General features: G+C 64.5%; 27 protein-coding genes and 2 tRNA genes. 9 read left to right on the top strand and 20 right to left on the bottom strand.

Annotated features, from left to right (window positions below):
• Positions 1–42: 42 nt before the first annotated feature.
• The 5 genes from ung to BLT16_RS09165 form a co-directional block, all read right to left on the bottom strand.
• On the bottom strand, positions 43–744 hold the full coding sequence (gene ung, locus BLT16_RS09185) for a uracil-DNA glycosylase (protein WP_089658235.1): 702 nt from the start codon (positions 742–744) through the stop codon (positions 43–45).
• Positions 745–768: 24 nt separating this feature from the next.
• Positions 769–1,257: a xanthine phosphoribosyltransferase gene (gpt, locus tag BLT16_RS09180; RefSeq protein WP_089658234.1), complete on the bottom strand. Its 489-nt coding sequence runs from the start codon at positions 1,255–1,257 to the stop codon at positions 769–771.
• A gap of 36 nt (positions 1,258–1,293) precedes the next feature.
• Positions 1,294–1,839 carry an adenine phosphoribosyltransferase gene (locus BLT16_RS09175; RefSeq protein ID WP_089658233.1) on the bottom strand — a complete coding sequence of 182 codons (546 nt, stop codon included), beginning with the start codon at positions 1,837–1,839 and terminating at the stop codon, positions 1,294–1,296.
• A 20-nt stretch (positions 1,840–1,859) separates the two neighbouring features.
• A complete protein-coding gene (locus BLT16_RS09170) occupies positions 1,860–3,161 on the bottom strand; it encodes an NCS2 family permease (RefSeq protein WP_089658232.1) in 1,302 nt (433 codons plus the stop codon).
• Positions 3,162–3,389: 228 nt separating this feature from the next.
• Positions 3,390–4,019, bottom strand: coding sequence for a riboflavin synthase subunit alpha (locus BLT16_RS09165; RefSeq protein ID WP_089658231.1), 630 nt, complete (start codon positions 4,017–4,019; stop codon positions 3,390–3,392).
• A gap of 410 nt (positions 4,020–4,429) precedes the next feature.
• Here BLT16_RS09165 and BLT16_RS09160 point away from each other — a divergent pair, with 410 nt between their 5' ends.
• The 4 genes from BLT16_RS09160 (at position 4,430) to BLT16_RS09145 (ending at position 7,555) form a co-directional block, all read left to right on the top strand.
• Positions 4,430–5,473: a methionine ABC transporter ATP-binding protein gene (locus tag BLT16_RS09160; protein WP_089658230.1), complete on the top strand. Its 1,044-nt coding sequence runs from the start codon at positions 4,430–4,432 to the stop codon at positions 5,471–5,473.
• The gene (locus BLT16_RS09155; RefSeq protein ID WP_089658229.1) at positions 5,454–6,107 is read left to right on the top strand and encodes a methionine ABC transporter permease; all 654 of its coding nucleotides are present in this window, start codon (positions 5,454–5,456) and stop codon (positions 6,105–6,107) included. Before BLT16_RS09160 ends, BLT16_RS09155 begins: the two co-directional genes overlap by 20 nt.
• A gap of 81 nt (positions 6,108–6,188) precedes the next feature.
• Positions 6,189–7,022, top strand: a complete 834-nt coding sequence (locus BLT16_RS09150; protein WP_089658228.1) for a MetQ/NlpA family ABC transporter substrate-binding protein — start codon at positions 6,189–6,191, stop codon at positions 7,020–7,022.
• A 65-nt stretch (positions 7,023–7,087) separates the two neighbouring features.
• Complete coding sequence (locus tag BLT16_RS09145; protein ID WP_089658227.1) at positions 7,088–7,555, top strand: GAF domain-containing protein; 468 nt, start codon at positions 7,088–7,090, stop codon at positions 7,553–7,555.
• Positions 7,556–7,614: 59 nt separating this feature from the next.
• Here the strand turns inward: BLT16_RS09145 and BLT16_RS09140 are convergent.
• The 3 genes from BLT16_RS09140 to glpK form a co-directional block, all read right to left on the bottom strand.
• Positions 7,615–7,691, bottom strand: a tRNA-Val gene (locus BLT16_RS09140).
• Positions 7,692–7,728: 37 nt separating this feature from the next.
• Positions 7,729–7,805, bottom strand: a tRNA-Val gene (locus BLT16_RS09135).
• Between the two features lie 116 nt (positions 7,806–7,921).
• Positions 7,922–9,403 carry a glycerol kinase GlpK gene (glpK, locus tag BLT16_RS09130; protein ID WP_089658226.1) on the bottom strand — a complete coding sequence of 494 codons (1,482 nt, stop codon included), beginning with the start codon at positions 9,401–9,403 and terminating at the stop codon, positions 7,922–7,924.
• 230 nt (positions 9,404–9,633) lie between these two features.
• Between glpK and BLT16_RS09125 the strand changes: the two genes are divergently transcribed.
• On the top strand, positions 9,634–10,392 hold the full coding sequence (locus tag BLT16_RS09125) for a DeoR/GlpR family transcriptional regulator (RefSeq protein WP_089658225.1): 759 nt from the start codon (positions 9,634–9,636) through the stop codon (positions 10,390–10,392).
• A gap of 21 nt (positions 10,393–10,413) precedes the next feature.
• On the opposite strand, the gene BLT16_RS09120 is transcribed toward BLT16_RS09125, so the two are convergent.
• Positions 10,414–11,793, bottom strand: coding sequence for a class II fumarate hydratase (locus tag BLT16_RS09120; protein ID WP_089658224.1), 1,380 nt, complete (start codon positions 11,791–11,793; stop codon positions 10,414–10,416).
• Between the two features lie 144 nt (positions 11,794–11,937).
• Here BLT16_RS09120 and BLT16_RS09115 point away from each other — a divergent pair, with 144 nt between their 5' ends.
• Positions 11,938–12,501 carry a carboxypeptidase-like regulatory domain-containing protein gene (locus BLT16_RS09115; protein ID WP_089658223.1) on the top strand — a complete coding sequence of 188 codons (564 nt, stop codon included), beginning with the start codon at positions 11,938–11,940 and terminating at the stop codon, positions 12,499–12,501.
• Between the two features lie 12 nt (positions 12,502–12,513).
• Here BLT16_RS09115 and hda read toward each other — a convergent pair whose 3' ends face one another.
• Positions 12,514–13,215: a DnaA regulatory inactivator Hda gene (gene hda, locus BLT16_RS09110; RefSeq protein WP_089658222.1), complete on the bottom strand. Its 702-nt coding sequence runs from the start codon at positions 13,213–13,215 to the stop codon at positions 12,514–12,516.
• The gene (locus BLT16_RS09105; RefSeq protein ID WP_089658221.1) at positions 13,212–14,288 is read right to left on the bottom strand and encodes an AI-2E family transporter; all 1,077 of its coding nucleotides are present in this window, start codon (positions 14,286–14,288) and stop codon (positions 13,212–13,214) included. Before BLT16_RS09105 ends, hda begins: the two co-directional genes overlap by 4 nt.
• 149 nt (positions 14,289–14,437) lie before the next feature.
• Between BLT16_RS09105 and purM the strand changes: the two genes are divergently transcribed.
• Both purM and purN read left to right on the top strand, forming a co-directional pair.
• Positions 14,438–15,520: a phosphoribosylformylglycinamidine cyclo-ligase gene (gene purM / locus BLT16_RS09100; protein ID WP_089658220.1), complete on the top strand. Its 1,083-nt coding sequence runs from the start codon at positions 14,438–14,440 to the stop codon at positions 15,518–15,520.
• Entirely contained in the window at positions 15,517–16,260 is a 744-nt protein-coding gene (gene purN / locus BLT16_RS09095; RefSeq protein ID WP_089658219.1) for a phosphoribosylglycinamide formyltransferase, read from the top strand. The genes purM and purN overlap by 4 nt, the downstream gene beginning before the upstream one ends.
• 3 nt (positions 16,261–16,263) lie before the next feature.
• Here purN and dcd read toward each other — a convergent pair whose 3' ends face one another.
• The 4 genes from dcd to BLT16_RS09075 form a co-directional block, all read right to left on the bottom strand.
• Positions 16,264–16,830 (bottom strand): dCTP deaminase, encoded by a 567-nt coding sequence (gene dcd, locus BLT16_RS09090; RefSeq protein WP_089658218.1) that lies wholly within the window; start codon positions 16,828–16,830, stop codon positions 16,264–16,266.
• A gap of 109 nt (positions 16,831–16,939) precedes the next feature.
• Complete coding sequence (gene apbC, locus BLT16_RS09085) at positions 16,940–17,740, bottom strand: iron-sulfur cluster carrier protein ApbC (protein WP_176817203.1); 801 nt, start codon at positions 17,738–17,740, stop codon at positions 16,940–16,942.
• A 184-nt stretch (positions 17,741–17,924) separates the two neighbouring features.
• Positions 17,925–18,911: a coiled-coil domain-containing protein gene (locus BLT16_RS09080; RefSeq protein WP_089658216.1), complete on the bottom strand. Its 987-nt coding sequence runs from the start codon at positions 18,909–18,911 to the stop codon at positions 17,925–17,927.
• Between the two features lie 163 nt (positions 18,912–19,074).
• The gene (locus BLT16_RS09075) at positions 19,075–19,680 is read right to left on the bottom strand and encodes a hypothetical protein (protein WP_089658215.1); all 606 of its coding nucleotides are present in this window, start codon (positions 19,678–19,680) and stop codon (positions 19,075–19,077) included.
• 309 nt (positions 19,681–19,989) lie between these two features.
• Here BLT16_RS09075 and BLT16_RS09070 point away from each other — a divergent pair, with 309 nt between their 5' ends.
• The gene (locus BLT16_RS09070) at positions 19,990–21,015 is read left to right on the top strand and encodes a serine hydrolase domain-containing protein (RefSeq protein WP_176817200.1); all 1,026 of its coding nucleotides are present in this window, start codon (positions 19,990–19,992) and stop codon (positions 21,013–21,015) included.
• A gap of 3 nt (positions 21,016–21,018) precedes the next feature.
• On the opposite strand, the gene BLT16_RS09065 is transcribed toward BLT16_RS09070, so the two are convergent.
• Genes BLT16_RS09065 through BLT16_RS09045 form a run of 5 tightly spaced genes read right to left on the bottom strand, consistent with a single transcriptional unit; the run spans position 21,019 to position 26,809 of the window.
• Positions 21,019–22,443 carry a glycosyltransferase family 2 protein gene (locus BLT16_RS09065; protein WP_089658214.1) on the bottom strand — a complete coding sequence of 475 codons (1,425 nt, stop codon included), beginning with the start codon at positions 22,441–22,443 and terminating at the stop codon, positions 21,019–21,021.
• A complete protein-coding gene (locus tag BLT16_RS09060; RefSeq protein ID WP_218124429.1) occupies positions 22,443–23,618 on the bottom strand; it encodes a HEAT repeat domain-containing protein in 1,176 nt (391 codons plus the stop codon). The genes BLT16_RS09065 and BLT16_RS09060 overlap by 1 nt, the downstream gene beginning before the upstream one ends.
• Positions 23,575–24,339 (bottom strand): YaiO family outer membrane beta-barrel protein, encoded by a 765-nt coding sequence (locus BLT16_RS09055; protein WP_089658213.1) that lies wholly within the window; start codon positions 24,337–24,339, stop codon positions 23,575–23,577. Before BLT16_RS09055 ends, BLT16_RS09060 begins: the two co-directional genes overlap by 44 nt.
• Positions 24,339–24,749 carry a response regulator gene (locus BLT16_RS09050; RefSeq protein ID WP_089658212.1) on the bottom strand — a complete coding sequence of 137 codons (411 nt, stop codon included), beginning with the start codon at positions 24,747–24,749 and terminating at the stop codon, positions 24,339–24,341. Before BLT16_RS09050 ends, BLT16_RS09055 begins: the two co-directional genes overlap by 1 nt.
• Positions 24,746–26,809, bottom strand: coding sequence for a sensor histidine kinase (locus tag BLT16_RS09045; protein ID WP_089658211.1), 2,064 nt, complete (start codon positions 26,807–26,809; stop codon positions 24,746–24,748). Before BLT16_RS09045 ends, BLT16_RS09050 begins: the two co-directional genes overlap by 4 nt.
• Positions 26,810–26,838 lie beyond the last annotated feature (29 nt).

The raw sequence follows: 26,838 nt of genomic DNA, 5'->3' as shown, positions 1-26,838 counted from the left end.
TGAACAAATTGCGCGCAATTCTAGCCTGATCAGGCGTTCAGGTTAAGGCCCGACGGCGTCAGGGGCAGCGGGCAGCTGCCAATCGATGGGCTCGCGCCCGCGGGCCGCCAGGAACGCATTGGCCTGGGAGAAATGCCGCTGGCCGAAGAACCCGCGGTGCGCCGACAGCGGCGAGGGGTGCGGCGAGTGCAGTACCAGGTGACGGCTGCGATCGACGAAGGCGGCCTTCTTCTGGGCGTAGCTGCCCCACAGCAGGAAGGCGACGTGGTCGCACTGCTCGTTGACCGCGGCAATGGCGCGGTCGGTGAAGGTCTCCCAGCCGCGACCGCGATGCGAGCCGGCATTGCCCTGCTCCACGGTCAGCACGCTGTTGAGCATCAGCACGCCCTGGCGCGCCCAGTGCTCGAGAAAGCCGTGACTGACCGGGGTGGTGCCAAGGTCTTGAGCCAGCTCCTTGTAGATGTTCTGCAGCGACGGCGGCGTAGGCACCCCCGGGCGTACCGAGAAGCATAATCCATGGGCCTGACCGGGTCCGTGGTAAGGGTCCTGCCCAAGCACCACCACCCTGACCTGATCCAGCGGAGTCAGCTGAAAAGCGCGGAACCAGTGGGCCGAGTGCGGATAGATCACCTTGCGCGCGGCCTTCTCGGCCGCCAGGAAATCGCGTAGTGCCTGCATGTAAGGCGCCTGCAGCTCATCGCCAAGCGGCGCCTGCCAACTCTCGGGAAGCGGTGATTCCGGCATCATGGCCTCCTTGACGCGAGACATTCAGGGCGTCTGGCCACGCACCTGATCGACAAGCGGTTCGACATAGGCGATGCCCATGTCCCAGGGGAACTGGATCCAGCAGTCCTGGGCGACTTCGGTCAGGCACTGGTCGACCAGCGGACGCCCTTCGGGCTTGGCATAGACGGTCACGAAGTGCGCCTTGGGCAGCATCTCGCGAACCGCCCGTGCGGTCTTGCCGGTATCGACCAGGTCGTCGACCAGCAGCCAGCCGTCACCATCGTGCTCGACGCCCTTCATGACATCGAGGCCGCCCTGGTCCATATGGTCATAGCTCTTGATGCACACGGTGTCGATCAGCCGCACGTTGAGTTCGCGGGCAATCAGGGCCGCGGGAATCAGCCCACCCCGGGTGATGGCGATGATGCCCTTGAAGTCCCGCTCGACCAGTTGATGGCACAGCGCGCGCACATCGCGATGGAGCTGGTCCCAGGAAACGGTAAAGTGCTGCTGATAGCGGTTGGCGCTCATGATCGGATACCGGTAAACGACAGGGTGAAGACGCTATTACTCGTCCTCGGTGAAAGAACAGACCGCGAAAACGCCGTAACCGGCATCGCGAATCTTCTGCGACCCACCGAGTTCCGGCAGATCGATGATAGTGGCGGTTTCCACCACCTGGCCGCCGCTGCGCGTGATCAGCTTGGACGCGGCCAGCATGGTACCGCCGGTGGCGATCAGGTCGTCCATGACCAGAATCCGGTCGCCCTGCTGAAAGGCGTCGGAGTGCAGCTCGACCTCCGACTTACCGTACTCCAGGGTATAGGTCTCGCTGACAGTACGGAACGGCAGCTTGCCCTTCTTGCGTACCGGCACGAAACTGCAGCCCAGCTCGTAGGCCAGCGGCGCGCCGATGATGAACCCGCGCGCATCGATGGCAGCGATCGCGTCCAGATCCATTTCCTGATAGCGGTGCACGAAGCTGTCGATCAGTTTGCGGAAGGCCGCACTGTTCTGCAGCAGCGGCGTGATATCGCGGAAGTTGACTCCCGACTGCGGCCAGTCGGGGACGGTACGAATCACGGATTTGATGTAGTCGCCGTATATGCTCATCGCGGATCGGTCTCATCGGGTCAGTCGAGGAAAAGGAACTTGAGGACAAACAGCAGCGCCAGCACGATCACCGCCGGGTTGAGATCGCTAAAACGGCCCGACAATGCCTTGATCGCCACATAGCTGACGAAGCCCAGCGCAATGCCCTCGGCGATCGAGAAGGTCAGCGGCATGGCCAGTGCGGCAATCAGCACCGGGGCCGCCTCGGTGACATCTTCCCAGTCGGCGTGAGCCAGGCTACCGGCCATCAGCACCGCCACGTAGAGCAGCGCCCCGGCGGTGGCATAGGCGGGGATCGAACCGGCCAGCGGGGCGAAGAACAGGCTGACCAGGAACAGCCCGGCCACCACTATTGCGGTGAGGCCAGTGCGGCCACCCGAGGCGATACCCGCGGTAGATTCAATGTAGCTGGTGGTGGTGGAGGTGCCCATCACCGCGCCAGCCATGGAGGCGCCACTGTCGGCCATCATCGCACGCCCGATGCGCGGCAGCTTGCCGTCCTTGTCGAGCAGCTTGCCGCGGTGGGCTACCCCGATCAGGGTGCCGGAGGTATCGAACAGGTCAACGAACAGGAACGCGAAGATCACGCTGAGCATGGCAACGTCCAGCGCCCCGGCGAAATCGAGCGCCATGAAGGTCGGGGCGATCGACGGCGGCGCAGAGACCAGGCCGCCGTACTCGTTGTGGCCGAGCAGAATGGCCATCACGGTGACGCCCAGAATCCCGATCATTACCGCACCGGTGACCCTGAGATAGGCCAACGCGGTGATCGCAAAAAAACCTACCAGCGCATAGATCGCTGCCGGCTCGGAGAGATCACCGAGCGCCACATAAGTGGCCGGATTGGAGACCACGATACCGGCGTTCTTGAGCGCGATCATTGCCAGGAACAGGCCGATACCGGCGGCGATGCCCAGTCGCAGCGAAAGCGGAATGGCGTTGATGATCCATTCGCGGATCTTGAACACGCTGAGCAGAAAGAAGATGAAGCCCGAGAAGAACACCGCGCCGAGCGCTGCTTCCCAGGTGTAACCCATACCCAGCACCACGCCGTAGGTGAAGAAGGCGTTGAGGCCCATGCCCGGCGCCTGGGCAATCGGATAGTTGGCCCACAGCCCCATGATCAGACAGCCCACCGCGGCGGCCAGACAGGTGGCGACGAACACCGCGCCGTAGTCCATGCCTGTCTCTGAGAGGATGCTGGGATTGACGAAGATGATGTAGGCCATGGTCAGGAAAGTGGTGATCCCGGCAATGACCTCTGTCTTGATGGAGGTATTGTGTTCAGACAGCTTGAAGTGGTTGTCCAGCAGTCGTTTCATCGGCTTAGTCCTGCGCGTGGGCGCTCAGCGCCCGAGGTGCGAGAAAAGCCGCACATGGTACCCAAAGGCGTCGGCGGATGCGAGACGCGTATCGAGCGGCATGGCGACCTGCGTTGATTGTTGTGATGGCCGGCAAGGCGCCGGTCCCGTCTATCTATAAGCAAGCCTTGCGCCATTGACCACTCTCACCACCAACGAAAACTTGACGGAGCGGTCAAAGCAAGCGTTTTAGTGCGCATACCGACTCGCCAGCACCCGCTCGACGGTCTCGACAATGGCCTGGGTCTGGGGGTCGATCTCGATATTGACGCGATCACCGGGCCGGCGCTCGGCGAGGGTGGTGCGCGCCAGGGTCTCGGGAATCAGATTGACGCAGAAGCGCACCCGCCCTGGCGTAGCGTCGGCCAAGCCGCCGATGGTCAGACTGATACCGTCCACCCCGATATAGCCCTTGTCGAAGATGAAGCGACCGAACTCGGCGTCCAGCTCGAACCATAGCCGGCGATTATTGGGGGCTTCATCCAGCTCGACCAGCTCGGCCATGCTGATGACATGGCCCGACATGGCGTGACCACCGATCTCGTCGCCGAATCGCGCCGCACGCTCGATATTGACGCGATCGCCCTCCTTCAGCGCACCAAGATTGGTCAGCCGCAGGGTCTCGCGCATCAAGTCGAAGCTGACCTGATCGCCATCGAGCGCAGTGACCGTCAGGCACACGCCGTTGTGAGCCACCGACGCCCCCAGCGTCAGTCCCTCGCGCAGCGCTGCGTCAAGCTCGAGTACGTGGGTGCGAAACTCGGTTTTTTCGATGACGCGGGTGACCGCGGCCGTTCCCTGTACGATGCCTGTGAACATGCTCTCTCCTGACGCTGGCCGACCCACACCCGACAGTCGTGCCAGGCGCTGGAAAGCCATCTAGTGTAATGAATCGGCGTGCCAGGCGTCCATGTGGAGCGTCCTGTCAGGGCTTCGCCCATATCAGACGAAATGTCTGAAAAATGCAATAATGCAGGAATATTTACCACGCCACTGGCAAGCGGCCTTTATCTTGAACTAAAGTCGTTGACATTATCCGAGCGAGGCGCCTAGAATTCTCGCCACATATTTCAGGCGCCGATTTGACCCCGGATTGCGGGCGCCCTCCTTCCCCCAGGGAAGGAGAAGTGCAGCTAAAAGGGTGTGTCCAGCGTTGATGGCCACCCGCAAGGGTGGCCTTTTTTTTGCCCCCACTGCCCCGCCCGCCAGCGCCGCAACGCGACAGGACCATGATTACACTTTCCAACGTCTCCAAGACCTATGGCCAGGGCCACGCCGCCGTCGAGGCACTCAAGCCGCTCGACCTGCACGTTCCCGAAGGCACCATCTACGGTGTCATCGGGCTCTCCGGTGCCGGAAAGTCGACGCTGATCCGCTGCGTCAACCTCCTCGAGCGCCCCACCAGCGGCAGCATAAGCGTCGACGGTCAGGAACTCACCACCCTCAGCGGTGACGCCCTCAACCAGGCTCGTCATCGCATCGGCATGATCTTCCAGCACTTCAACCTGCTGGCATCACGCACGGTCTTCGCCAATGTCTCCTTACCGCTCGAGCTGATGGGCGTACCGCGGGCCGAGATACGCCAGCGGGTCGCCCCACTGCTGGAGCTGGTCGGCCTCAGCGACAAGGCCAACCAGTATCCGGCGCAGCTCTCCGGTGGCCAAAAGCAGCGGGTGGCCATTGCCCGCGCCCTGGCCAGCAAGCCCAAGGTGCTGCTGTGTGACGAGGCCACCTCGGCCCTCGACCCGCAGACCACCGGCTCGATCCTGGCACTGCTGCAGGAGATCAATCGCAGCCTGGGCCTGACCATTCTGCTGATCACCCACGAGATGGAAGTGGTCAAGCGGATTTGCCACCGGGTCGGCCTGATTTCGGCTGGCAGCCTGGTCGAGGAAGCCGAGGTCGGCGATTTCTTTACCGCACCACGCACTCAACTGGGCCGCGAGTTCATCACCGAATTCCTGAAGCTCGAACCGCCCCGCGCACTGGTCGAACGGCTCGACGCCGACCCCGGCGACCACTCGCACCCGGTCGTCCGCCTGGCATTCTCCGGCGATGCCGTATCGACGCCGCTGATCTCGCGCCTGGCTCGCGACTGCCAGATCGATGTCAGCATCCTGCAGGCCAAGGTCGAGTCGATCCAGGATCGCACCCTGGGGCTGATGATCGCCGAGCTGATCGGGCCGTCGGACAAGACCCGCGAAGCCATCGACTACCTCGAAACCCATGATCTTCACGTGGAGGTGCTCGGCCATGTCCAGCGCGATGCTTGACCTGATTCTCAAGGCGACACTCGACACCCTGTATATGGTCGGCGTATCGAGTCTGATCTCGGCGCTGCTGGGCGTGCCGCTGGGCGTAATGCTGTACGTGACCCGGCCACGCCAGATCCTTGCCCAGCCGGCACTCAACCGGGTACTGGGCGTAGTGACCAACATCGGCCGCTCGGTGCCCTTCATCATCCTGATGGTGGCGATCATTCCCTTTACACGAATGATCGTCGGCACCTCCATCGGCACCAACGCCGCCATCGTACCGCTGACCATCGCCGCGATTCCGTTCGTGGCACGCCTGGTCGAAGGTGCGCTCAACGAGATCTCGCCGGGCCTGATCGAAGCCGCCCAGTCGATGGGCGCCACACCGCTACAGATCATCACCAAGGTGCTGCTGCCCGAGGCACTCGGCGGCATCATCACCGGGCTGACCATCACCGTAGTCACCCTGGTCAGCTATTCGGCGATGGCCGGTGCCGTCGGTGGCGGAGGGCTGGGCGACCTCGGCATCCGCTACGGTTACAACCGCTTCGACCCTACGGTGATGCTGATCACCGTGGCGATCCTGGTGGTCATGGTCCAGGGCTTCCAGAGTCTCGGCGACCACCTGGTGCGCCGCACCGACCACAAGTGATCCGTTTTCACTCGGCGCCGCACCTGGAATAGCGGCGCCTTCCACCGCCTCGCTTCGAGGCATCAAGGAGATACTGCGCTCATGAATGACACCCTCTCCCGTCAGTTCACCCCGTCGCGCCTGCTCGGCGGCTTGATGCTCGCCGGCAGCCTGGCACTGGCCGGCTGCGGCAACGGCGACGATGCCACCGAGAGCCGCTCGATCAGCGTCGGCACCGTGGCCGGCCCCGAGACCGAAGTCATGGAAGTCGCGGTGCGCATCGCCAAGGAGGAGTACGATCTCGACGTCGAGATCGTCGAATTCACCGACTACGTCTCCCCCAACGCCGCACTGGCCGACGGTAGCCTCGACGCCAACGCCTATCAGCACGAGCCCTACCTGCAGAGCATGGTCGACGATCGCGGCTACGAGCTGGTCGCCGCCGGACGCAGCTTCGTCTACCCGATCGGCGCTTACTCCGAGCGCCACACCAGCATCGACGAGTTGCCCGATGGCGCTATCATCGCCCTGCCCAACGACCCGTCCAACGAGGGTCGCTCGCTGATCCTGATGCACAACGAGGGCCTGATCGAACTCGACGACCCGGAGAACCTCGAAGCCACGCCGGTCAACGTCATCGAGAACCCGCGCGACTTCCAGTTCCGCGAGATCGAGGCGGCCCAGCTGCCGCGGGTACTGCCCGACGTCGACATGGCCTTCATCAACAACACCTTCGCCCAGCCCGCCGGCCTCAGCCTCGACGATGCGCTGGTTCGCGAAGGCCCCGAGTCGCCCTACGTCAACCTGATCGTGGTGCGTGCCGGCGATGAAGAGCGCGAAGAGATCCGCCAGCTGGTCAGCGCCTATCAGCGCGACGAAGTGGCCGCCAAGGCCGAAGAACTGTTCGACGGCGGCGCGATTCCCGGCTGGGAGTAACACCGCCATTGCAACGCCACCGACAACAGGCCGGCCATGCCGGCCTGTTGTCGTCAGGAGGCCCCATGCCAACCGACTATTCATCTCTGGCGCGCCAGCTGGCGTCGCTGCTCGACGACCGTGACTGGCTGACCAATAGCGCCCAGACTAGCGCCTTTATCATGCACAGCGTGCCCGACCTCAACTGGGCCGGCTTTTATCTGCAACGCCAGCCGGAGCAACTCTCACTGGGCCCCTTCCAGGGCAAGCCGGCCTGCCATCCCATCCCGTTCAGCCAGGGGGTCTGCGGCGCCGCCGCACGCAGCCGCGACACCCAGCGCGTCGATGATGTGCACGCGATCGCCGACCACATCGCCTGCGACGCGGACTCGCGCTCGGAGCTGGTGGTGCCGATACTCAGTGGCGAACGACTGTGGGGCGTACTCGACCTCGACAGCCCACTTCCGGCCCGCTTCACGCCCACTGATCAGGCGGGGATCGAACGACTGGTGGCAGTATTCGTCGCTCGCAGCGACCTCGAGAGCGACAGCTAACCCCGCCCTAGATGCAAAGCGGCCCCGCAGCTAAGTAGCTGCGGGGCCGCTCTTGAATCTGGTAGGACCAAGCGGATTTGAACCGCTGACCTCCACGATGTCAACGTGGCGCTCTAACCAACTGAGCTATGGTCCTGCTGTCTTTGCCTATGCACATACCGCGAGTCGCAGTATGGTAGGACCAAGCGGATTTGAACCGCTGACCTCCACGATGTCAACGTGGCGCTCTAACCAACTGAGCTATGGTCCTACTGCCTTCCAGGAGATGGCTTGCCTGGCAACGGATGCGTATTTTACGCATCCGCCCCGGGAATGCAATAGCGGCGTAAAAATTCTTGGCGATCAGCCGCTTGGCCACATCCGGCGTCAGGATTTGACGCGCGCCACGGCGTCTTGCCAGCCCTGGTAGAGACGTTCGCGCTCATCATCGGGCATCCGCGGCTCGAAGGTGCGTTCACAGCGCCACAGCTCGGCGATCTCGTCCAGATCGCGATACCAGCCGATCTGCAGGCCGGCCAGATAGGCGGCCCCCAGCGCGGTGGTCTCGAGCACCGTGGGTCGATCCACCGGCACGCCAAGCATGTCGGCCAGAAACTGCATCAGCCAGTTGTTGCGCACCATGCCGCCATCGACGCGCAGCGTCCCGGTATTGGCCGCCATATCATCGTTCATGCATACCTGCAGATCGCGGGTCTGGTAGCAGACCGCCTGCAGCCCCGCGGCGACAATCTCGGCGATCCCGGTGTCCCGGGTCAGACCGAAGATGGCACCGCGTGCCTGGGGATCCCAGTGCGGCGCCCCGAGCCCGGTGAACGCCGGGACCAGATAGACATGATGCCCCTCCCGGGTCTTCCTGGCCAGCGCCTCGGTTTCGGCCGCGTCGTGGAACAGCTTGAGGCCGTCGCGCAGCCACTGCACTGTGGCCCCGGCCACGAAGATGCTGCCCTCCATGGCGTAGGTCGGCTTGCCGTTCAGCCGGTAACCCACGGTGGTCAACAGCCGATTGCGCGACGTCTCGGCGCTGTCGCCGGTATTGAGAATCATGAAGCAGCCGGTGCCATAGGTACTCTTGCCCATGCCCGGCTCGAAGCAGGCCTGACCGAACAGCGCCGCCTGCTGGTCGCCGGCCACGCCGGCAATCGGCAGCGCTGCACCCAGAAAGGACGCATCGGCATGGCCGAAGTCGTCGCTGGAGTCCTTGACCTCCGGTAACAGCGAGGCCGGAATGTCGAACAGTGCCAGCAGCTCATCATCCCAGCGCTGCTGGTGAATATTGAACAGCGCGGTACGCGAGGCGTTGGTGGCGTCGGTGGCGTGCACCTTGCCCCCGGTAAGACGCCAGATCAGAAACGTATCGACGGTGCCGAAGGCCAGCTCGCCGCGCTCGGCACGTGCGCGCGCGCCCTCGACATTCTCCAGCAGCCAGGCCAGCTTGGTGGCGGAAAAGTAGGGGTCGATCAGCAGCCCGGTACGCTCCTGCACCAGCGAGGTATGGCCGGCATCACGCAGGCGCTGGCAATAATCCGCCGTACGGCGATCTTGCCAGACGATTGCCCGATGCAGCACCTCACCAGTGTTGCGATCCCACAGCAAGGTGGTCTCGCGCTGATTGGTGATACCAATCCCGGCCACCTCGTCGGCGCCAACCCCCGCCTGCTCGAGCACTTGATGGGAGGTCTGCTCTACGGTCTTCCAGATGTCCTCGGCATCGTGCTCGATCCAGCCATCTTCGGGAAAGTGCTGGGTGAACTCCTGCTGAGCCACTTCAATGACGTTGGCCTGACGGTCAAACAGGATCGCCCGCGAACTGGTGGTACCCTGATCGATGGCAAGCAGGTAGGCAGGCATGGCGTTGTCCTCTATATCATTGGCTTTGAGTTTTCGTTTTCGCTGAATTCATGTTCGTTTTCGATAATTGGAGACTAAACTACTCACGGTAACGGCTCAAACCTTTGCAGGCGACTCGGCCTTGCACCTTAGTCGCACGCCGTACTGCGCACCTCCATCGAGCATTGCGCATACCTGATGTTTCATATTGACGAAATCACGTAAACTCATCACAACATCAAGGAGGTCGCATGAATCAGCGGGAACGTCAGGACGCCATCGTGGCACTGGTGAAACGCCAGGGCTACGCCGCCATCGAACAACTTACCAGCCACTTCGACGTGACGCCCCAGACCGTTCGCCGCGACCTAAACGCACTGGCCGCGGAAGGCTTGATACGTCGGGTTCACGGCGGTGCCGGGCTGGAATCGAGCACCGTCAACACCTCCTACAGCACCCGCAAGACGCTCAATCTGGATGCCAAGCGCCGCATCGCCGAGTTGCTGGCCTCCAAGATTCCCGACAACGCCTCGTTGTTCATCAATATCGGCACCAGCAACGAAGTCATCGCCGAGGCCCTCGATGATCACAAAGGGCTCGAGGTGATCACCAACAATCTCAATGTGGCCGCCACCCTGCAGCACAAGGAAGACTTCAACGTGATCGTCGCTGGCGGCCAGGTGCGCGCCCGGGACGGCGGCATCATCGGCGAAGCCACCATCGATTTCATCAACCAGTTCAAGGTCGATTTCGGCATTATCGGCATCAGCGGCATTGATGAAGACGGCTCGCTGCTCGAGTTCGACTACCAGGAGGTACGCGTCGCCCAGGCGATCATCCGCAACTCCCGGCAGGTCTTTCTGGCCGCCGACCACTCCAAGTTCCATCGCAACCCGGTGGTGCGCCAGGGCAACATTTCCCAGCTGGATGCCCTGTTCACCGACCGGCGACCGTCCGAGACCATCTGCCGCCTACTGGAGAACCACGACGTCACGCTGCATATCGCCTGACACCATGTTCGCTTGCGAACGTCACTCAGGAATGCCACCACGCGTCAGTGCCGCCGGGTCAAGAAGCCGCTCTAGTTCCTGGCGCGACAGCTCGGTCTGCTCCTCGGCCACATCGAGTATCGGTCGCCCCGCCTGATAGGCCTGCTTGGCAATCGCTGCCGCAGCGTCATACCCAATCACCGAGTTGAGTGCCGTGACCAGGATCGGGTTGCGTGCCAGCGGCTCACGCAAATTGGCTTCGCGGACCTTGAAGGTGGCAATGGCGCGATCGGCAAGCAGCTGACTGGTGTTACTGAGCAGTGCAATGCCGGTCAACAGGTTATTGGCAATCAGTGGCAGCATGACGTTGAGCTGGAAGTTGCCGCTCTGCCCCGCCACCGTCACCGCGCTATCCAGACCGATCACCTGGGCCGCGACCTGGGCCGCGGACTCGGGAATCACCGGATTGACCTTGCCCGGCATGATCGAACTCCCCGGCTGCAGCGCTTCGAGTTCGATCTCACCGAGACCGGCCAGCGGCCCCGAATTCATCCAGCGCAAATCGTTGGCGATCTTCATCACCACACAGGCGTAGCCGCGCAGGTGGCCGGAGAGCTCGACGGCGGCATCCTGGGACGCGAGGCTGGCAAACAGGCTATCGTTGGGGGTCAGCGCAAGCCCGGTCTGCTCGGAGAGCACGCGCGCCATGCGTTCGGCAAACTCGGGATGCGCGTTGATCCCGGTACCCACCGCGGTGCCTCCCTGGGCGAGTCGCATCAAACGCTGCTGACCGCTCACCAAGCGTTCACCGGCCTGCGCCACCTGGCTCGCCCAGGCCCCCAGCTCCTGGCTCATGCGCACCGGCATGGCATCCATCAGATGCGTGCGCCCGGTCTTGACGACAGCGTCCAGTTCGACCGCACGCGCCTCGATGGTGGTGCGCAGGTGGTCCAGGGCCGGCAGCAACCGCCGCTCGACCTCGAGGGCCGCTGAGAGATGAAGCGCGGTGGGAATGACGTCGTTGCTCGACTGGCCCATGTTGACGTGGTCATTGGGCCCCACCGGCAGGTCTTGACGCGTGGCCAGATGGGCGATCACCTCGTTGACGTTCATGTTGGTCGATGTACCGGAGCCGGTCTGGAAGACATCTACCGGGAACTGGTCATCATGGCGGCCATCGAGGATCTCTCGGGCGGCAGCAGCGATCGCCTCGGCTCGGGGCTTATCGAGCAGGCCCAGTTCGGCATTGACCCGCGCCGCCGCCAGCTTGACGTAAGCCACGCCGTGGATGAAAGCCGTCGGCATGTGCTGGCCGCTGACCGGAAAGTTATTCACCGCACGCTGAGTCTGGGCACCGTAGAGGGCGTCAGCCGGCACCTCCAGTTCCCCCATGCTGTCGCGTTCGCGCCGTGTATTGACCATGCTCGTCTCCCTGTCGGTGAGCCACTATCACTACCATGGTAGCGGGGCGCGTGGCTTTCAAGCGACAGTGGCACGCTCGATGCGCGCAGCTTAGACTCAAGGGCGACGGCCACTCAGCTGACACACGGATGTAGGAGACACGCAATGCAACACGGGCTGCTGAAATATCTGCTGATGGGTGCTGCCGCCCTCGCCGTGAGCGGCTGCCAGCTGATCGATACCACGCCCGGTCCACCACCCGAACGCATTGACGTCACAGACGTTGGCACCCAGGCCGAACGACCTACCGATGAAGGCCCGCCGCCGGGCCGGGTAGCCCGCGAGGTGGCGTTTCCCGAAGCCGAGTATGCGGCACTCGAGAAACACGGCAACGCCTCGATCAGCGGCCGCCTGACCCTGCAGACAGGCTCGGGCACCGTGGTTGGGCGCAATAGTCGGGTATCCGTGGCGCCGGTCACCACCTACTCCGCCGAAGCCGCCGAGAAGGCACTGGCCGGCCAGGCCGTGGAACCCGCCGATCCCCGCGCCCAGGCCTACACCCGCCAGGCCAGTACCGACGACGACGGGCGCTTCACGGTCAACGGCCTGCCGGCAGGCGATTATTATGTCTCCGGCAGCGTGACGCCGGCCGACGGTCGGCCGCGGATCATCATCAACCAGGTCAGGCTCAGCAACGGCCAGCGCGTCAAAGTCAATCTGTCGCGCTGAGACCCCGCCGCATTACCAGCCCAGCGCCTGCTTGACGAAGGGAATCGTCAGCTTGCGCTGGGCGGAGAGCGAGGCGCGATCGAGGGTGTCCAGGGCCTCGCACATGTCGCCGAGACGCCGCGGCCCGCGGTGCAGCAGATAGCGCGCCACTTCGTCGGGCAGCTGCATTCCCCGCACGCCGGCACGCAGCTTTAGCGCTGCCAGACGCCCCTCGTCATCGAGGGGATGAACATGAAAGGTGGTGCCCCAGGTGAGGCGTGAGGCAAGATCGGGCAGCGCCACGTCGAGTTGACGCGGCGCCGCCGGTGCGGCGATCACCAACCGCTTGCCGGCATCGCGCAGCCGATTGAAAGCGTGAAACAGCGCCTCTTCCCAGCGCCGGCGCCCCAGCACTTTGTCGAGGTCATCGATGGCCACCAGGTCGAGACGCTCAGGGTCTTCGAGCATATGCGGCGGGAAATGGCCGAGTTCGGCGAGGGGCAGGTAGAGCGCACGCTTGTCGTGGTCGCTGGCGGCGTGGCAGGCAGCCTGCAGCAGATGACTGCGGCCAACGCCCTCCGCCCCCCACAGAAACAGGAACGGCTCACCGTCCGGCTGCCACTGGGCGCGCAGCGTCTCTACCAGGCTGGTATTAGCTGCCGGCAGGAAGTTGGCGAAGGTCGCATCGTCACGCAATCCTACGCCCAACGGCAACTGCGCAGGGGCGGGGCTCATGGGGGCTCCTCGTCACTGCCGCCATTCCGCGCGGCATCATATAAGGTACTGTTTTTGTAGCGTTCCTTGACCTCTCGCAATAGTACCATGATGACTGCGGCGGCGGGTAACGCCAGCAATACCCCGGTAAACCCAAACAGATTGCCACCGGCCAGCACGGCGAAGATCACCGCTACCGGGTGCAGCCCGATCTTGTCGCCGAGCAGCTTGGGTTGTAGCACCGTGCTCTCCACTGCCTGGCCGATGCTGAACACCGCCACCACGCCTAGCAGCGCCAGCCAGCTGCCAAACTGGAAAAACGCCACCACCAGCGCCACGCTGATACCCACGATAAAGCCCAGAAACGGCACGATGCTGGCAAGGCCCGCCATCAGGCCGATCAACAGGCCGAAGCGCACCCCCATCAAGGTCAAGCCCAGCGCATAGATCGCCCCCAGGCACAGCATCACCAGCAGCTGGCCACGTAGAAAGGCCGATAGTACCTCGTCGCAGCGCTTGGCCAGACGCGTCACATCCGGCTCCCACTGTCGCGGTAGCAGGCTGCGGATGTTGTGCAGCAGGCGCTCCCAGTCGAGCAGCAGGTAGAACGCCACCACCGGCACCAGCGAGAGGTAGGTGATCCAGGTCAGGAACGCGCGCCCGGAGCGCCCGACGCGCCCGAGTATCTCCGCCGCGGGGCCGGCGGCTTCCTGCCAGTGCTCGGCCAGGGTCTCCTGCAGGTTGTCGAGCTCGGCGCTGAGGTCGTAGCCGGTCCAGGCCTGCAGCTGGGGTGCCAGTACCGTCTCGAACCACGCGAAGATGGTCGGCACCACCTCGCCAAACTGCCGCGTCTGCTGCACCGTCAGCGGAATCAGGATCAGCAGACTGATGCCGAGCACCAGGATCATCACCAGAAACACCCCGCTGACCGCCATCGGCCGCGACAGCCCCCAGCGCTGCAAGCGATTGGCCAGTGGATCGCCCAGGTACGCGATGATCATCCCGGCGATAAACGGCATCAACATCGATTCGAGCTGCATCAGCAGCCATACCAAGCCGACCGCAACGGCCAGCAACCACCACTCTCTGCGCATCCTCGACTCCCTGGTGCAGATCCGCCACTCCTGTGGGCGCTACCCCATGCATTTGCCACGCACCGGCGGTGCGAGCGCTGTCAGGTGATGCTACAATTCACGCCGCATTTTCACCCTATCTTTCTCGCCGCATTTCGACAGGATTGGTCATGACCCGCAGCTCGTCCGACTCCTCCCAGCCGTCCCAGACGTCCCTCAGCTATAAGGACGCCGGCGTGGACATCGACGCCGGCAATGCGCTCGTCGAGCGCATCAAGGGCGTTGCCAAGCGTACCACTCGTCCCGAGGTAATGGGCGGTCTCGGCGGCTTCGGGGCGCTGTGCCAACTGCCCAGCGGCTATCGTGAGCCGGTGCTGGTGTCCGGTACTGACGGCGTCGGCACCAAGCTGCGCCTGGCCATGGACCTCGACAAGCATGACACCATCGGCATCGACCTGGTGGCGATGTGCGTCAACGACCTGGTGGTGGCCGGTGCCGAGCCGCTGCTGTTTCTCGACTACTATGCCACGGGCAAGCTGGATGTCGACATCGCCGCCGACGTGGTGACCGGCATCGGCGAAGGCTGCTTCCAGGCCGGCTGCGCCCTGGTCGGTGGCGAAACCGCCGAGATGCCGGGCATGTACGAAGGCAGCGACTATGACCTGGCCGGCTTCTGTGTCGGCGTGGTCGAGAAATCCGAGATCCTCGACGGCACCAAGGTCGCCGCCGGCGACGTGCTGCTCGGCCTGGCCTCCTCCGGCCCACACTCCAACGGCTATTCGCTGATTCGCAAGATTCTCGACGTCGCCGCGGTCCCGTTGGACACCGAGCTCGACGGCCAGCCGCTGCGCGAGGCGCTGCTCGCCCCGACCCGCATCTACGTCAAGTCGCTGCTGTCGCTGATCAAGGAGAGCGGCGTCGAGGTACATGCGCTGTCACACATTACCGGTGGCGGCCTGCTCGAGAACATCCCCCGCGTACTCCCCGACAACCTCACCGCCCACGTCGACGTGACGCGCTGGCGCCGTCCGGCAGTGTTCGACTGGCTACAGCAGCAGGGCAACGTCGACGAGCATGAGATGCATCGCGTGCTCAACTGCGGCGTGGGCATGGTGGTGGTGGTGTCCGCCGATCAGGCCGAGGCCGCACAAGCGCATCTGGAGACGCAGGGCGAGCGCGTCTATCGGCTCGGCGAGATCACCGCTCGGCACGGCGATGAAGCCCAGGTCCAACTGGAGAACCTTTCGGCATGAGCAGCAGCGGCGACGCCCCCACCCCGGCCAGCGACACCCTCAACGACTTCAGCGCCGAGGCCAGTCAGGCGCGCCGCGTGGTGGTGTTGATCTCCGGCAACGGCAGCAACCTCCAGGCGTTGATCGACGCCCAGTCCTACGATGAGCTGGGCGGTGAGATCGTCGCGGTGATCTCCAACCAGGCCGACGCCTATGGCCTCAAGCGTGCCCGCGACGCCGGCATCGACGCCGTAGCGCTGCCGCATCGCGAGTACGACAGCCGCGAGGCCTTCGACGGCGCCCTGATCAAGGTGATCGAGCGCCACGAGCCCGACCTGATCGTGCTGGCCGGCTTTATGCGCATCCTCACCCCGGTGTTCGTTCAGCGTTTCTACGGCCGCCTACTGAATATCCACCCCTCACTGCTACCCGCCTATCAGGGGCTCGATACCCACGCCCGGGCGCTGGCCGATGGCGTCACCGAGCACGGCTGTAGCGTGCACTTCGTCACCGAGGAGCTCGACGGCGGACCCGTGGTGGTACAGGCTGCGGTTGCGGTGGATACCGAGGATGACGCCGCCTCGCTCAAGGACAAGGTCCACCTCCGCGAGCACCTCATCTATCCCATCGCCATCAAGTGGTTCCTCGAGGGCCGACTGCAGCTTGGGCAGCAGGGTCCGACCCTCGACGGCATGCCGCTGCCGCCGCAAGGTCTACGCCTGTCGCATGCCGATGCGGCGGAAGAGCTGGACGAGGAGTAGCGCTCAGGTCCTGGGCAGGGTCACGCCACGCTGCCCCATGTACTTGCCGCCACGGTCCTTGTAAGACGTATCGCAGACCTCATCGGACTCCAGGAACAGCATCTGCGCCACGCCCTCGTTGGCGTAGATCTTGGCCGGCAGGTTGGTAGTGTTGGAAAACTCCAGCGTCACATGGCCTTCCCACTCGGGCTCAAGCGGCGTGACATTGACGATGATTCCACAGCGCGCATAGGTCGACTTGCCAAGACAGATGGTCAGCACGCTGCGCGGAATGCGGAAATACTCCACCGTGCGCGCCAGCGCAAAGGAGTTGGGCGGAATCACGCAGACGTCACCCTTGATGTCGACGAAGCTCTTCTCATCGAACGCCTTGGGATCGACCACCGCCGAGTGGATGTTGGTGAACACCTTGAAGTCATCGGCGCAGCGCACATCGTAACCGTAGCTCGAGGTGCCGTAGGAGATCACCCGGCGCTCGTCGACGTAGCGCACCTGCTCAGACTCGAACGGTTCGATCATGCCTTCCCGCTCGGCCATGCGGCGGATCCACTTATCGGATTTGATGCTCATCGGGGCGTCCTTGATAGGGCAAAGCTGCCGCGCCGTCGCGCCAGCACAAAGAAATCGGGCCGTTATGATAACGGCCCGCTAGAGGAATACAAAGCTGCTGCTATCGCGCTCAGTCGCCGAAGCTGATGGCTGGGCCTTCGCTCTGCTGGCCCTGAACGCCCTCGGCCACTGCGCGCGCCACGCCGCGGAATGTCGCTGCCGCCTCGCTGTCAGGATCGCTGATCACCGTCGGCCGGCCACCGTCTGACTGTTCGCGAATCGACAGCGTGAGCGGCAGCTGACCGAGCAGCTTGGTCTGATACTGTTCGGCGATACGCTCACCGCCGCCGGCGCCAAAGATCGGCTCGCTGTGCCCGCACTCCGAGCAGACGTGCAGGCTCATGTTCTCGACCACACCGAGCACCGGCACATTGACCTTGCGGAACATCTCGATGCCCTTGCGCGCGTCGAGCAGCGCAATGTCCTGTGGGGTGGTGACGATCACCGCCCCCGACACCGGCACCTTCTGCGCCAGGGTCAGCTGGATATCGCCGGTACCCGGCGGCATATCGATGAACAGGTAGTCGAGATCGTTCCAGGCAGTCTGATTGAGCATCTGCTGGAAGGCCCCGGCGACCATCGGACCACGCCACACCATGGGCTCATTGATGTCGACCATGAACGCCATCGACATCGCCTGGATGCCGTGAGCCTCGAGCGGTTGGAATTGGTTCTCACCGGCCTGCTGCGGCCGCACGCCCTCGCCGATCCCCAGCATCTGAGCCTGGCTGGGGCCATAAATATCAGCGTCGAGCAGTCCCACGCGGTAGCCTTCAGCGGCCATCGCCAGCGCCAGATTGACGGTCACGGTAGACTTGCCAACGCCCCCCTTGCCCGAGGCCACGGCAACGATATGCTTTACCCCTTCAATCACGGTTCACTCCTGCTGGTCAATCATGGTGACCGGTCATGGCCGGTCGGTGTAGCGGCGAGTATAACCCGGCAGCGGGCGGTATAACCAAGCACTGCACTCAACTTTAGCGTTGCCCATGAAAAACGGCGGCGAGCCAGGAGCCTCGCCGCCGCATCAGGGCATCTACACGCCAGGCGTCAGGTCATTCATCCTCTTCCTGATCGGCAGCGGCTGCTTCAAGACCGGCTTCGAGCTCGCTGAGCTCATCGCGCCAACTGACCAGCTGAGCCTCGAGCCGCTCAAGCTGCTGAGTCCGCGCGCTGGTCTGCTCGGAGAGCTCGTTGAGGCGTGCTTCTGCCTCGTCGACCTGTGCCTGGGTTTCCTCATACTCGGTGAGCGCTGCTTCAAGGCCCTCTTCGACATGGTCGAAGCTGCGCTGGGATGCCGCGATCTGGGCGTCCAGCTCATCAAGCGTTGCCTCGCGCTCCTCGACATGCCCGTCGAGGGTGTCGATCTCCTCCTGCAGGGCGGCGATGCGGTCCTGATCGGCATCGATCTGGCTAGTAAGCTCGGCCTGGCGGCCTTCGGCCTCGGCGATCTGCTCCTCGAGACCTTCGAACTCCTGGCGGGCAGCGTCGCGCGCATCACGTGCCTCGCTGGCTTGGGTCTCCAGCGTCTCGAGCTCGGCTTCATGCTGGGCAACCTGCTCATCCAGGGACTGGGCCTGCTGCTCGAGTTCGTCGATCTGCCCCTCGAGTTCATCGCGACGCGTGGCAAGCTCGTCTTCCTGCTCCTGGCGACGTGCTTCGAGCTCCTCTTCCTGCTCGGCCTGGCGCGCCTCGAAGGCGGCCTCCTGCTCGGCCAGTCGCGCCTCGCTATCGGCCAGCTCGTTCTCGACCTCCGCCAGACGCTCACGGGCATCTTCGGTCTCGGCTTCCAGAGCGGCCAGCTCCTGCTGGGCGTCTTCGACGCTGCCCTGGGCCTCGGCGAAGGTATCGACTTCGCTGCGCAGCGCATCGTTCTCGCTCTCCAGCACCGCCACGCGCTCCTCGAGGCTATCACGCTCCTCACGCGCCGAGCTGGCGCCCGAGCTGGCAATCAACGCATAGACCAGCGCGATTACCGCCACCCCGGCCAGGATGCGTACCCGGTTATCTCGGGAGAGTTCACTCATCGATTGTTGTGCCATTTATCAGTTCCCCTTGGTCAACTGCGTTTACGCCGCCATCGCCGCTACGGCGTTAGGGTAAGGCTCACCATTCAGCATACACACTCGCGGCAACCAGAAAAGCCACTGCCACAAATTGTCATACCCAGGCATGACGCTCTGCCATTACCCAGGTGATAGAAACTCAATCTCGCGAGCTCGTCGTGATTCGCCAGCGCGATAGCCAGGCCGAGCCTCGTACCTCCATGCCCAACTCCTGGAGCCACTCGACGACCTTGAGATTGGACTGATGGGCGGCCCAGTAGTCACGCGAATACGGGACGAAATAGAGACCATACGTCTCGCTGTACACCGCTGGCGATGCGGCCTCGGCGTGGTAGGCATCGAGTCGCTGACGCAGCATCTCGACCCGCTCGGCCTCCGCCTCGAGGGCATGTACCCGCTGGCGCCCCTCGGGGGTGACCCGAGCCGGTAGCGGCGGCACCTCGAGTGCAGCATGCTCCTTGCGCCCAAGCCCGCCCGGCGTCGGCCACAGCAGCGCCGATAGCCCCGCCAGGGTTCCGCGCTGGCCCTCCACGTACCAGCCCCACTCCCCGTAAGAGTAGCGCGTCAGGCCATCCTCGTGGGGAATCACCAGACTGGCATGGCGGCTGTGGTCGACCAGATAGACCGGCTGGGGCGCCTCGAGTTGGGCCTGTGGGGTGACGCGTGCGGCGCATCCGCTGAGCAGCGTTGCGACGAGCATCACGCCTATCGCCAGCAGCAGCCGATAGCGGAACGTACCGAACATGGCCACCCCCTGCCGCTGTCTCAGCGTATGCCGAGCAGCGACAGCACGAACATGACCACGACGATCAGGCCGATGATATAGATGATGCTTCGCATTGCAGCACTCCTTGCAGCTGGGTAGGTAAAGGACAATGCGGCGTCTTCCTGACGGCACGCCATTGCCCTGATCGATCAGCGTTTGCCACGCTGACGCTTCCAGCCTAGCAGTCTGCCGTGACCTTGCCCACCTGGCGCATCACGCCCTAACCATGGGAACCAACCGCGACCGGCAGGGCTCGAAGCCTGGCCAACCCCACAAGGAGATCCGCCTATGCCCGTCTCGGCTCAGGGATGGACGCGAACGCTGGTCATCGCGCTGGCAAGCCTGGCACTGAGTGGGCTGGTGGCTGCCAGCGCGGCCGCCGACACGCCTTCCGCACAGGCGCTCGCCGCCATGCAGGAAGCCGCCGAGCGGCTCGACAGAGTGCATGCGGTAGTGGTCGCCCACGACGGCGAGATCGTGCTCGATCACCATCAGGGCGGCCCGGGTACCGCCGAGCCGACCAACGTCAAGTCACTATCGAAAACGGTGCTGGCCGCCCTCACCGGGGCCGCGATTCATGCTGGCGTGATCGAAAGCGACGATCAGACGCTGGCCGAGCTGCTCGGTGACCGCGTGCCGGCCGATGCCGACCCGCGCGTCGATGACATCACCGTCGGCCACCTGCTGGCACTTCAGGCCGGACTCGAGCGCACCTCCGGCGGTAACTACGGCGCTTGGGTCGCCAGCGCCGACTGGGTCGCCGACGCCCTGCGCCGGCCGTTCGTCGACGAGCCGGGCGGACGCATGCTCTACTCAACTGGCTCCAGCCACCTGCTGTCGGCGGCGCTGACTCGGGCCAGCGGTGAGTCGACCCTGGCACTCGCCCGGCGGCTGCTCGGCGAACCGCTGTCGATCAGCATTCCGGCCTGGGCTCGCGACCCCCAGGGCATCTACTTCGGTGGTAACGACATGCTGCTGTCACCGCTGGCGCTGATACAGATTGGCGAGCTGTATCGTCACGACGGTCAGCTCAACGGCCAGCGCATCCTGCCGGCCGACTGGGTGGAGCGCTCTTGGCGTGCCCGCGGCAGCTCACCCTGGACCAACGACGGCTATGGCTACGGTTGGTTCGTCACCACCCTGGCGGGCGAGGCGGCCTACTATGGGCGCGGCTTTGGCGGTCAGGCGCTGTACGTGATTCCTGAGCGCGAACTGACGATTGCGATCACCTCGAACCCCAATCCGCCCTCCCCCGGCGGTCAGTTCCAGCAGCGCCTCAATGCGCTGGTGGAGACTCTCCTCGCCGCCGAGTAACGCTCACTCATTGCCCCACTGTCCGCTGCGCTTCATCGCGCCCCACTGGTGCTTGCGGCGGGCAAACCACTGCCACAGTCCGCGGCAGCGCCATAGGGTATTGAGCTGGCGGTAGCCAACGTTCTCGAGGATCGCGACCAGAAACAGCCGCAGCATGTCGCGTCGGCGCTGATAGACACGAAACGATAGCGTCTCCAGCAGCAGGCCGTTGACCGACAACAGGATGCCCATGCCGATGGCCACCAGCAGGAACACCGTCAGTGCCAGCGGCGAGATGATGCCCAGGCTGAATCCGACAATCATGAACAGGTAGCCGCTCACCTCGACCAGCGGCCCCAACCACTCGAACAGCGTCATGAACGGCCAGGCCAGGTGCCCCGGCGCGCCACCGCGTGGGCCGGTGGCAAGCCTGGCATGGCGACTCAGGCTCTCGGCCAGCCCACGCTGCCAGCGACTGCGCTGACGCCCCAGGGTGCCAAGGTCCTCAGGGGCTTCGGTCCAGCAGATCGGATCGGGCAGATAGCGGATGCGATAGGGTAAGCGTCGTTCGCGATGATAGCGGTGCAGCCGCACCACCAGCTCCATGTCCTCGCCGACCGTCGAGGTGCTGTAGCCGCCCACGGCCATGACGCGTTCGCGGTCGAACAGCCCGAAGGCACCGGAGATGATCAGCACCGCGTTCATCGGTGACCAGCCGAGCCGTCCGAACAGAAAAGCCCGCAGGTACTCGACGATCTGGAAGCGTGCCAGCAGGCTGGTAGGCAGCCCCGCCTCGAGCAGGAAGCCACCGCGCACCTTGGAACCATTGGCGATGCGCACGGTGCCACCGGCCGCCACGGTACGCTCGTCCTCGAGAAACGGCTGCACCACACGCAGCAGGCTGTCGCGCTGCAGGATGGAGTCGGCATCTACCGCGCAGAACAGGCCGTGCCGCGCCGCATTGATCCCTGCATTGAGGGCATCGGCCTTGCCACCGTTAGCCTTGTCGAGCACCTTGAGATTGGCATAGCGACGCGAGCGGTAGCCCCCCCGTACCTCCTGATGCGGCACCGTGCGTCGCAGCGGCTCGGGATAGGGTACGAGCTCGAAGGCCTCGATCAGCACCGCCAGGGTCTCGTCCCTGGAGCCATCGTTGACCACCACCACCTCGAACTCCGGATACTGCAGCTGGAGCAGCGACAGCACCGAGGTGCGAATGGTCGCCGCCTCGTTGTACGCCGGCACCAGCACCGAAACGGCTGGCTCGACGCCGAGATAAGGGGCATCTTCGCCGAGCTCGGCACGCTGGCGCATATAGCGCCGCAGGCTGATCATCGACAGCAGATTGAGCGCCAGATAACCGCCGTTGAGCAGCACAAAGTAACCGATGAAGCCGACCTGCCCCCACCACACCCAGTCGATCGCCGCAGTCGCAGCCAGGATATCCATCAGCGCCTCCCCTCGGCCATGGCTCGGCGCAGGGCATCCTGGCCATATCGATCGGTCAACGACGCAAGCAGCGTCGTCAAGGCGGCATCATCCATGTCCGGCAGCGCCACCAACGCATCCGCTGCAGCCTGACGCACCCACCAGTTGGGGTCGGCGAGCAGCGAGGCAATCAGCGCCTGGTCGGCAACACTGGCCTGACGACGCAGCGCCGCCAGTGCCGCCAGCCTCACCGCCGGTGCCTCATCATCAAGGTGGGCGACCAGCAGGTCGCGGTCGCGCGGATCACGCAGCTCACCGAGGCTGCGCAGTGCCGCGCAGCGAGACTCGTCGTGCAGCTCCTGCACCTCATGGCTCGCCGACTGATCGGCCAGCAAGCGGCGAGCCCAGGGCGCCGCCTGGCCGGGCTCGGCCCACCACAGCAGCGCCACTGCTCTTGTTGTGCCGCCCCTCGGTGCGCTCAACCGGTCCAGTAGTGGCGCTGTCACCGCCTGGCGTCCGGCCTGCTGACACAGCGCCTCGAGGCGTGGCATCGCCCAGTCGCGGCGCTCCTCCAGCTTCGACATGATGCGCTGCATAGCGCGCTCCGGGTCCATTGCCACCAGGGTCTGGGCGGCGGCCAGGGAGATCGTAACGTTGCGTGAGTCGAGCAGTGGCGATACCGCCGACCAGTGGGCGACATCCGCCAGGTGGCGAAGACAGGCCAAGGCCACCAAGCGGCGATGCACGGCGCGACTCTCGAGCAGGCCGAGCACCGGGGCGATCATGCCGAGCCGCTCGAGCAAGACGTTGAGCCGCTGTTGGGCGGTGCCGCGCAGCTGGCGCTGCACGCGGCTCCACAGCAGCAGGAACCATATCCGCTCTTGACGGCTTCGTGGCGGGGCGGGCAACGCCTTGTCCTCGGCCTCCAGGCTCCAGGCTGCCAGGTGTGGTCGCCAGGCGGCGATAAACCCCCGGCGTCGGGCTTCCCGGCGCGACGCCAGCTCGGAGAGCACTACCACCTGCGACATCACCACCAGGGTCAACAGCGCCAGGGCCAAGGCGCTATACACCGCCAGGCGCAGCACCCGATCGTCCGGCAGGATCGTCAGCTGCGCCAATCCCGACATGAGCAGTGCCACCAGGCTTGCCACCTCAGAAGGCATGTCGCACGCCCAGTTGAATGCCGTGTCGATCATAGAGATCGCCCTGGCTGAGGCTGCCCAGCTCCCATGACACTGCCCAGTCGTCATCCAGCCAGTGACGCCCGCGCACCGCCAACGCGGTGACGTCACTGGTGACCACCCGACCACCGGGCAAGCCCTCCTCCTCGCGCCCTACACTGGCACGCACGCCGATCACGCTGCGCTCTTGGTAGTAGCGATCCAGCGCCACGGCATGCCCCACCGGGTTGCCGGCCCCCTGTACATCACTGACATTGAGCGTGTAAGCCGCGCGCCAGTTACCCCAGTAGCGCTCGGCGCCGAGCGCCAGGCGATCCACCCGCGAGGCATCGTACCGAGTGCGGCGCAGGCTCGCGCTGCCGACGAATCCCTGTGGCAGGCGTCGCTGCAGGCGCAGATCGGCATACCACTCGGGCAAGAAGTCGGCCCCGAAGGTGCGGCCTACTTCGGGCTGCAGTACCCAGTTGTCATCCAGCGGCACGGCCGCCCCCAGCTCAAGGCCTTCGTCCCAGGTGCCGAAGCGCCGCTCGCGCAGCGCCGCGCCGTACCAGGTCGTGTCGCCAGGGCGGGTCGACTGCAGATCGAGTCGCTGGGTCTGCCAATCATCGAAGCCGCTGTCGAGGCTGTCATAGCGGTAGGAGATCTCCCCTTCCAGGCGCCGCTCCTCGGCCACGGCCTCGGCACCGATCAGCAACAACGCCAGCGCCAGCGGACGGCCCAGTCTTGCCCCACGCATCAACGTCTCCTCATGAAGCGACGCAACCGCGCCAGCAGTTCGTCGGGTTGAAAGGGTTTGGTCACGTAGTCGTCGGCGCCAAGCTCCAGCGCCCGCACGATATCGGCTTCGCGTGCTTTGGCGGTCAACATCAGCACCGGCACCGCCTGCCAGGCCGGCTGGTCACGCAGCCGCTCGAGGATTTCAAGGCCGTCGTGATAGGGCAGCATGATGTCCAGCAGTACCAGATCAGGAATATCACTACCGGCGGCGGACAGGCCAAGGCGCTCCAGCGCTTGGCGCCCGTCCGCGGCATGCTCCACCGCATAGCCATTGCGCTCGAGCAGAAAGCGGATCAGGAAGGCAATGTCCTCCTCATCTTCGACCATCAGGATTCGCGGCGCCTTGGCGCCAGCGGCGGCTTCGCTCATAGGGTCCCCTTACCTTGAGTGACTGACGATAAATCTCGACGCGGCAGCCGTATCCGAAAACACGTGCCCTCACCCGGCGTCGAGGTGAAATCGATCTCGCCGCCCATCTCCTCGACCAGCGCGCGGGTGATGGCCAGGCCCAGCCCGGTACCGCCGGTGCGCCGCCGGTCGGAAGCATCGGCCTGGGCAAAGCGCTCGAAGACCCGCGGCTGAAATGCCAAGGGGATGCCGGCACCATGATCGGTCACCGCCACCTCGAGCCACTCTGCCCCATCGGCGGCCTGAGTGACGATAACCCGCTCACCCGACGGCGAGTGCTTGCAGGCGTTGGAGATCAGGTTGGCCATGACCTGGGCGAAACGGTGGCGATCGACCTCTACCAGCCCCTCGACCGGCTGCCCCTCGGCCACTAGGGTGATCTCGAAACTCGTGGCCACCGGCGTATTGTCGCGTAGTGCCGCCTCGACCAGTGTCGCCAACGGCAGCGTTTCCCACTGAAACGACAGGCGGCCGGACTCCAGCTTCTCGATATCCAGGATGTCGTTGATCAGGTGCACCAGCCGCTCGCTGTTATGGTCGGCGATCTCCAACAGCGGTGCGGCATCCTCGGGCAGCCTACCCGCCATCCCGCTATTGAGCATGCTCACGGCGCCACGGATAGCGGTCAAGGGCGTGCGCAGTTCGTGACTGACCGTAGCGATGAACTCGGCCTTCATGCGCTCCATGGCGCGCCGTTCGGTAATATCCACCGCCACGGCCAGCAAGTAGCGGCTGCCGTCGGACAGCGTCAGCGGACGCTTTAGCAGCTGCAGCCAGCGGGTCCGTCCATCGGCGTCCTGCACCTCGAGCGCCATGGCGCGCTGCTCGGGCTTGCCTGCCAGCAGCTCGCTGTCACCGGCCATCATGGGCAGCAGGCGCTGTCCGTGGTGCAACTCGGCGGCGCTGCGCCCCTCCAATTCATTGGGAGTGACGCCCAGGAAAGCCGCGAAGGCCTGGTTACACATGCGGAAACGGCCGCTGACGTCACGAGCGAAAATCAGGTTTTCATCGGCATCGACGATACTACGCAGAAAGGTCTGCTGGTCACGCAGCCGCCGACGGCTGCGCAGCCGGTCGGTGACATCGCGACACACCGCCAGGTACTCGCCATCGCGGGTCGGCAGCATGCGCACTTCAAACTCATCACCGCTGTCGGCGTGCCACATGAAGCTGTGTTGCAGATCTTGCTCGTCGCCCAGGCGCCCTGCCAGCTCCTCGGCAAAGGCTGCGTCGACGGGTGATGGAGGTTGCTGGCTATGCAGCAGACGGCTCACCCCCTGCCCCGGCACGATGCGGTAGAGCTCATCGGGCACCGCTTCGAGCAGCGCCTCCATGCGCGCCTCACGGTGCAGCGCCTCGAGCGCCAGCCGACGCCGCAAGCGCAGGTTACGATTGACCGATAGAAACGCCGCCAACAGCAGCCCGCCGGCCAACAAAGCGCCGCCCAGGCCTAGCCAGCGGGCCCGCTCGGCTTGATCGGCGGCACGCTGCGTATCCGCGCCCAGGCGACGACGTTCATCATCTTCCAGCTGTTCGAGGCTGCCACGCAGGCGATCCATGGTCTGGCGCCCACCGGCCGCCAGCAGCCTCAGTGCGGCGGCTTCCATGCCGTCGCTGTCACGCACGGCAATGTTGGCTTCGCTGATCTCGAGGCGACGCGCGATCAGGGCATCCAGCTCGGCAAGCGCCGCCTGATCGACGACGCTGCGCTGCTCCAGAAGCTGCTGGAGCGATTCGCGCTCGGCGGAGACCCGCTCAAGGGCCTGATGATAAGGCTGAAGGTAGGCCGCCTGGCCGGTGATAACATAGCCGCGTTCGCCGGTTTCGACATCCTGCAGGGTCAGCTGCAGATCCTGAATGACGGTGATCAATTCGAGGCTGTGATTGACCTCGGCATTGGCATCCAGCAGCGCCTGCTGGACGCGCATGCCCTGCCAGCCGAGGCCGAGCAGGAGCGTGAAAGTGAGAATAAAGGCAAGGGTGTGGCGCCAGGTACCGGGGATGTGTCCTGCGTCGTGCAATCGTCGAGCTCCCTGCAGAATGGATGGCC

The sequence above is a fragment of the Franzmannia pantelleriensis genome, from assembly GCF_900102875.1.
GTDB lineage: Bacteria > Pseudomonadota > Gammaproteobacteria > Pseudomonadales > Halomonadaceae > Franzmannia > Franzmannia pantelleriensis.
This window is presented reverse-complemented; position numbering and strand designations above follow the sequence as displayed.

Excerpts from the sequence above, each read along its gene's own strand:
- BLT16_RS09080 (WP_089658216.1), bottom strand. The coding sequence starts at position 18,911 with ATGGCACAACAATCGATGAGTGAACTCTCCCGAGATAACCGGGTACGC.
- BLT16_RS09175 (WP_089658233.1), bottom strand. The coding sequence starts at position 1,839 with ATGAGCATATACGGCGACTACATCAAATCCGTGATTCGTACCGTCCCC.
- BLT16_RS09165 (WP_089658231.1), bottom strand. The coding sequence starts at position 4,019 with ATGTTCACAGGCATCGTACAGGGAACGGCCGCGGTCACCCGCGTCATC.
- hda (WP_089658222.1), bottom strand. The coding sequence starts at position 13,215 with ATGAGCCCCGCCCCTGCGCAGTTGCCGTTGGGCGTAGGATTGCGTGAC.
- BLT16_RS09160 (WP_089658230.1), top strand. The coding sequence starts at position 4,430 with ATGATTACACTTTCCAACGTCTCCAAGACCTATGGCCAGGGCCACGCC.
- dcd (WP_089658218.1), bottom strand. The coding sequence starts at position 16,830 with ATGAGCATCAAATCCGATAAGTGGATCCGCCGCATGGCCGAGCGGGAA.
- BLT16_RS09150 (WP_089658228.1), top strand. The coding sequence starts at position 6,189 with ATGAATGACACCCTCTCCCGTCAGTTCACCCCGTCGCGCCTGCTCGGC.
- BLT16_RS09075 (WP_089658215.1), bottom strand. The coding sequence starts at position 19,680 with ATGTTCGGTACGTTCCGCTATCGGCTGCTGCTGGCGATAGGCGTGATG.
- BLT16_RS09060 (WP_218124429.1), bottom strand. The coding sequence starts at position 23,618 with ATGATCGACACGGCATTCAACTGGGCGTGCGACATGCCTTCTGAGGTG.
- BLT16_RS09120 (WP_089658224.1), bottom strand. The coding sequence starts at position 11,793 with ATGGTCAATACACGGCGCGAACGCGACAGCATGGGGGAACTGGAGGTG.
- BLT16_RS09170 (WP_089658232.1), bottom strand. The coding sequence starts at position 3,161 with ATGAAACGACTGCTGGACAACCACTTCAAGCTGTCTGAACACAATACC.
- BLT16_RS09155 (WP_089658229.1), top strand. The coding sequence starts at position 5,454 with ATGTCCAGCGCGATGCTTGACCTGATTCTCAAGGCGACACTCGACACC.
- BLT16_RS09065 (WP_089658214.1), bottom strand. The coding sequence starts at position 22,443 with ATGGATATCCTGGCTGCGACTGCGGCGATCGACTGGGTGTGGTGGGGG.
- ung (WP_089658235.1), bottom strand. The coding sequence starts at position 744 with ATGCCGGAATCACCGCTTCCCGAGAGTTGGCAGGCGCCGCTTGGCGAT.
- BLT16_RS09105 (WP_089658221.1), bottom strand. The coding sequence starts at position 14,288 with ATGCGCAGAGAGTGGTGGTTGCTGGCCGTTGCGGTCGGCTTGGTATGG.
- BLT16_RS09125 (WP_089658225.1), top strand. The coding sequence starts at position 9,634 with ATGAATCAGCGGGAACGTCAGGACGCCATCGTGGCACTGGTGAAACGC.
- BLT16_RS09145 (WP_089658227.1), top strand. The coding sequence starts at position 7,088 with ATGCCAACCGACTATTCATCTCTGGCGCGCCAGCTGGCGTCGCTGCTC.
- BLT16_RS09055 (WP_089658213.1), bottom strand. The coding sequence starts at position 24,339 with ATGCGTGGGGCAAGACTGGGCCGTCCGCTGGCGCTGGCGTTGTTGCTG.
- purM (WP_089658220.1), top strand. The coding sequence starts at position 14,438 with ATGACCCGCAGCTCGTCCGACTCCTCCCAGCCGTCCCAGACGTCCCTC.
- BLT16_RS09115 (WP_089658223.1), top strand. The coding sequence starts at position 11,938 with ATGCAACACGGGCTGCTGAAATATCTGCTGATGGGTGCTGCCGCCCTC.
- BLT16_RS09050 (WP_089658212.1), bottom strand. The coding sequence starts at position 24,749 with ATGAGCGAAGCCGCCGCTGGCGCCAAGGCGCCGCGAATCCTGATGGTC.
- glpK (WP_089658226.1), bottom strand. The coding sequence starts at position 9,403 with ATGCCTGCCTACCTGCTTGCCATCGATCAGGGTACCACCAGTTCGCGG.
- purN (WP_089658219.1), top strand. The coding sequence starts at position 15,517 with ATGAGCAGCAGCGGCGACGCCCCCACCCCGGCCAGCGACACCCTCAAC.
- BLT16_RS09070 (WP_176817200.1), top strand. The coding sequence starts at position 19,990 with ATGCCCGTCTCGGCTCAGGGATGGACGCGAACGCTGGTCATCGCGCTG.
- gpt (WP_089658234.1), bottom strand. The coding sequence starts at position 1,257 with ATGAGCGCCAACCGCTATCAGCAGCACTTTACCGTTTCCTGGGACCAG.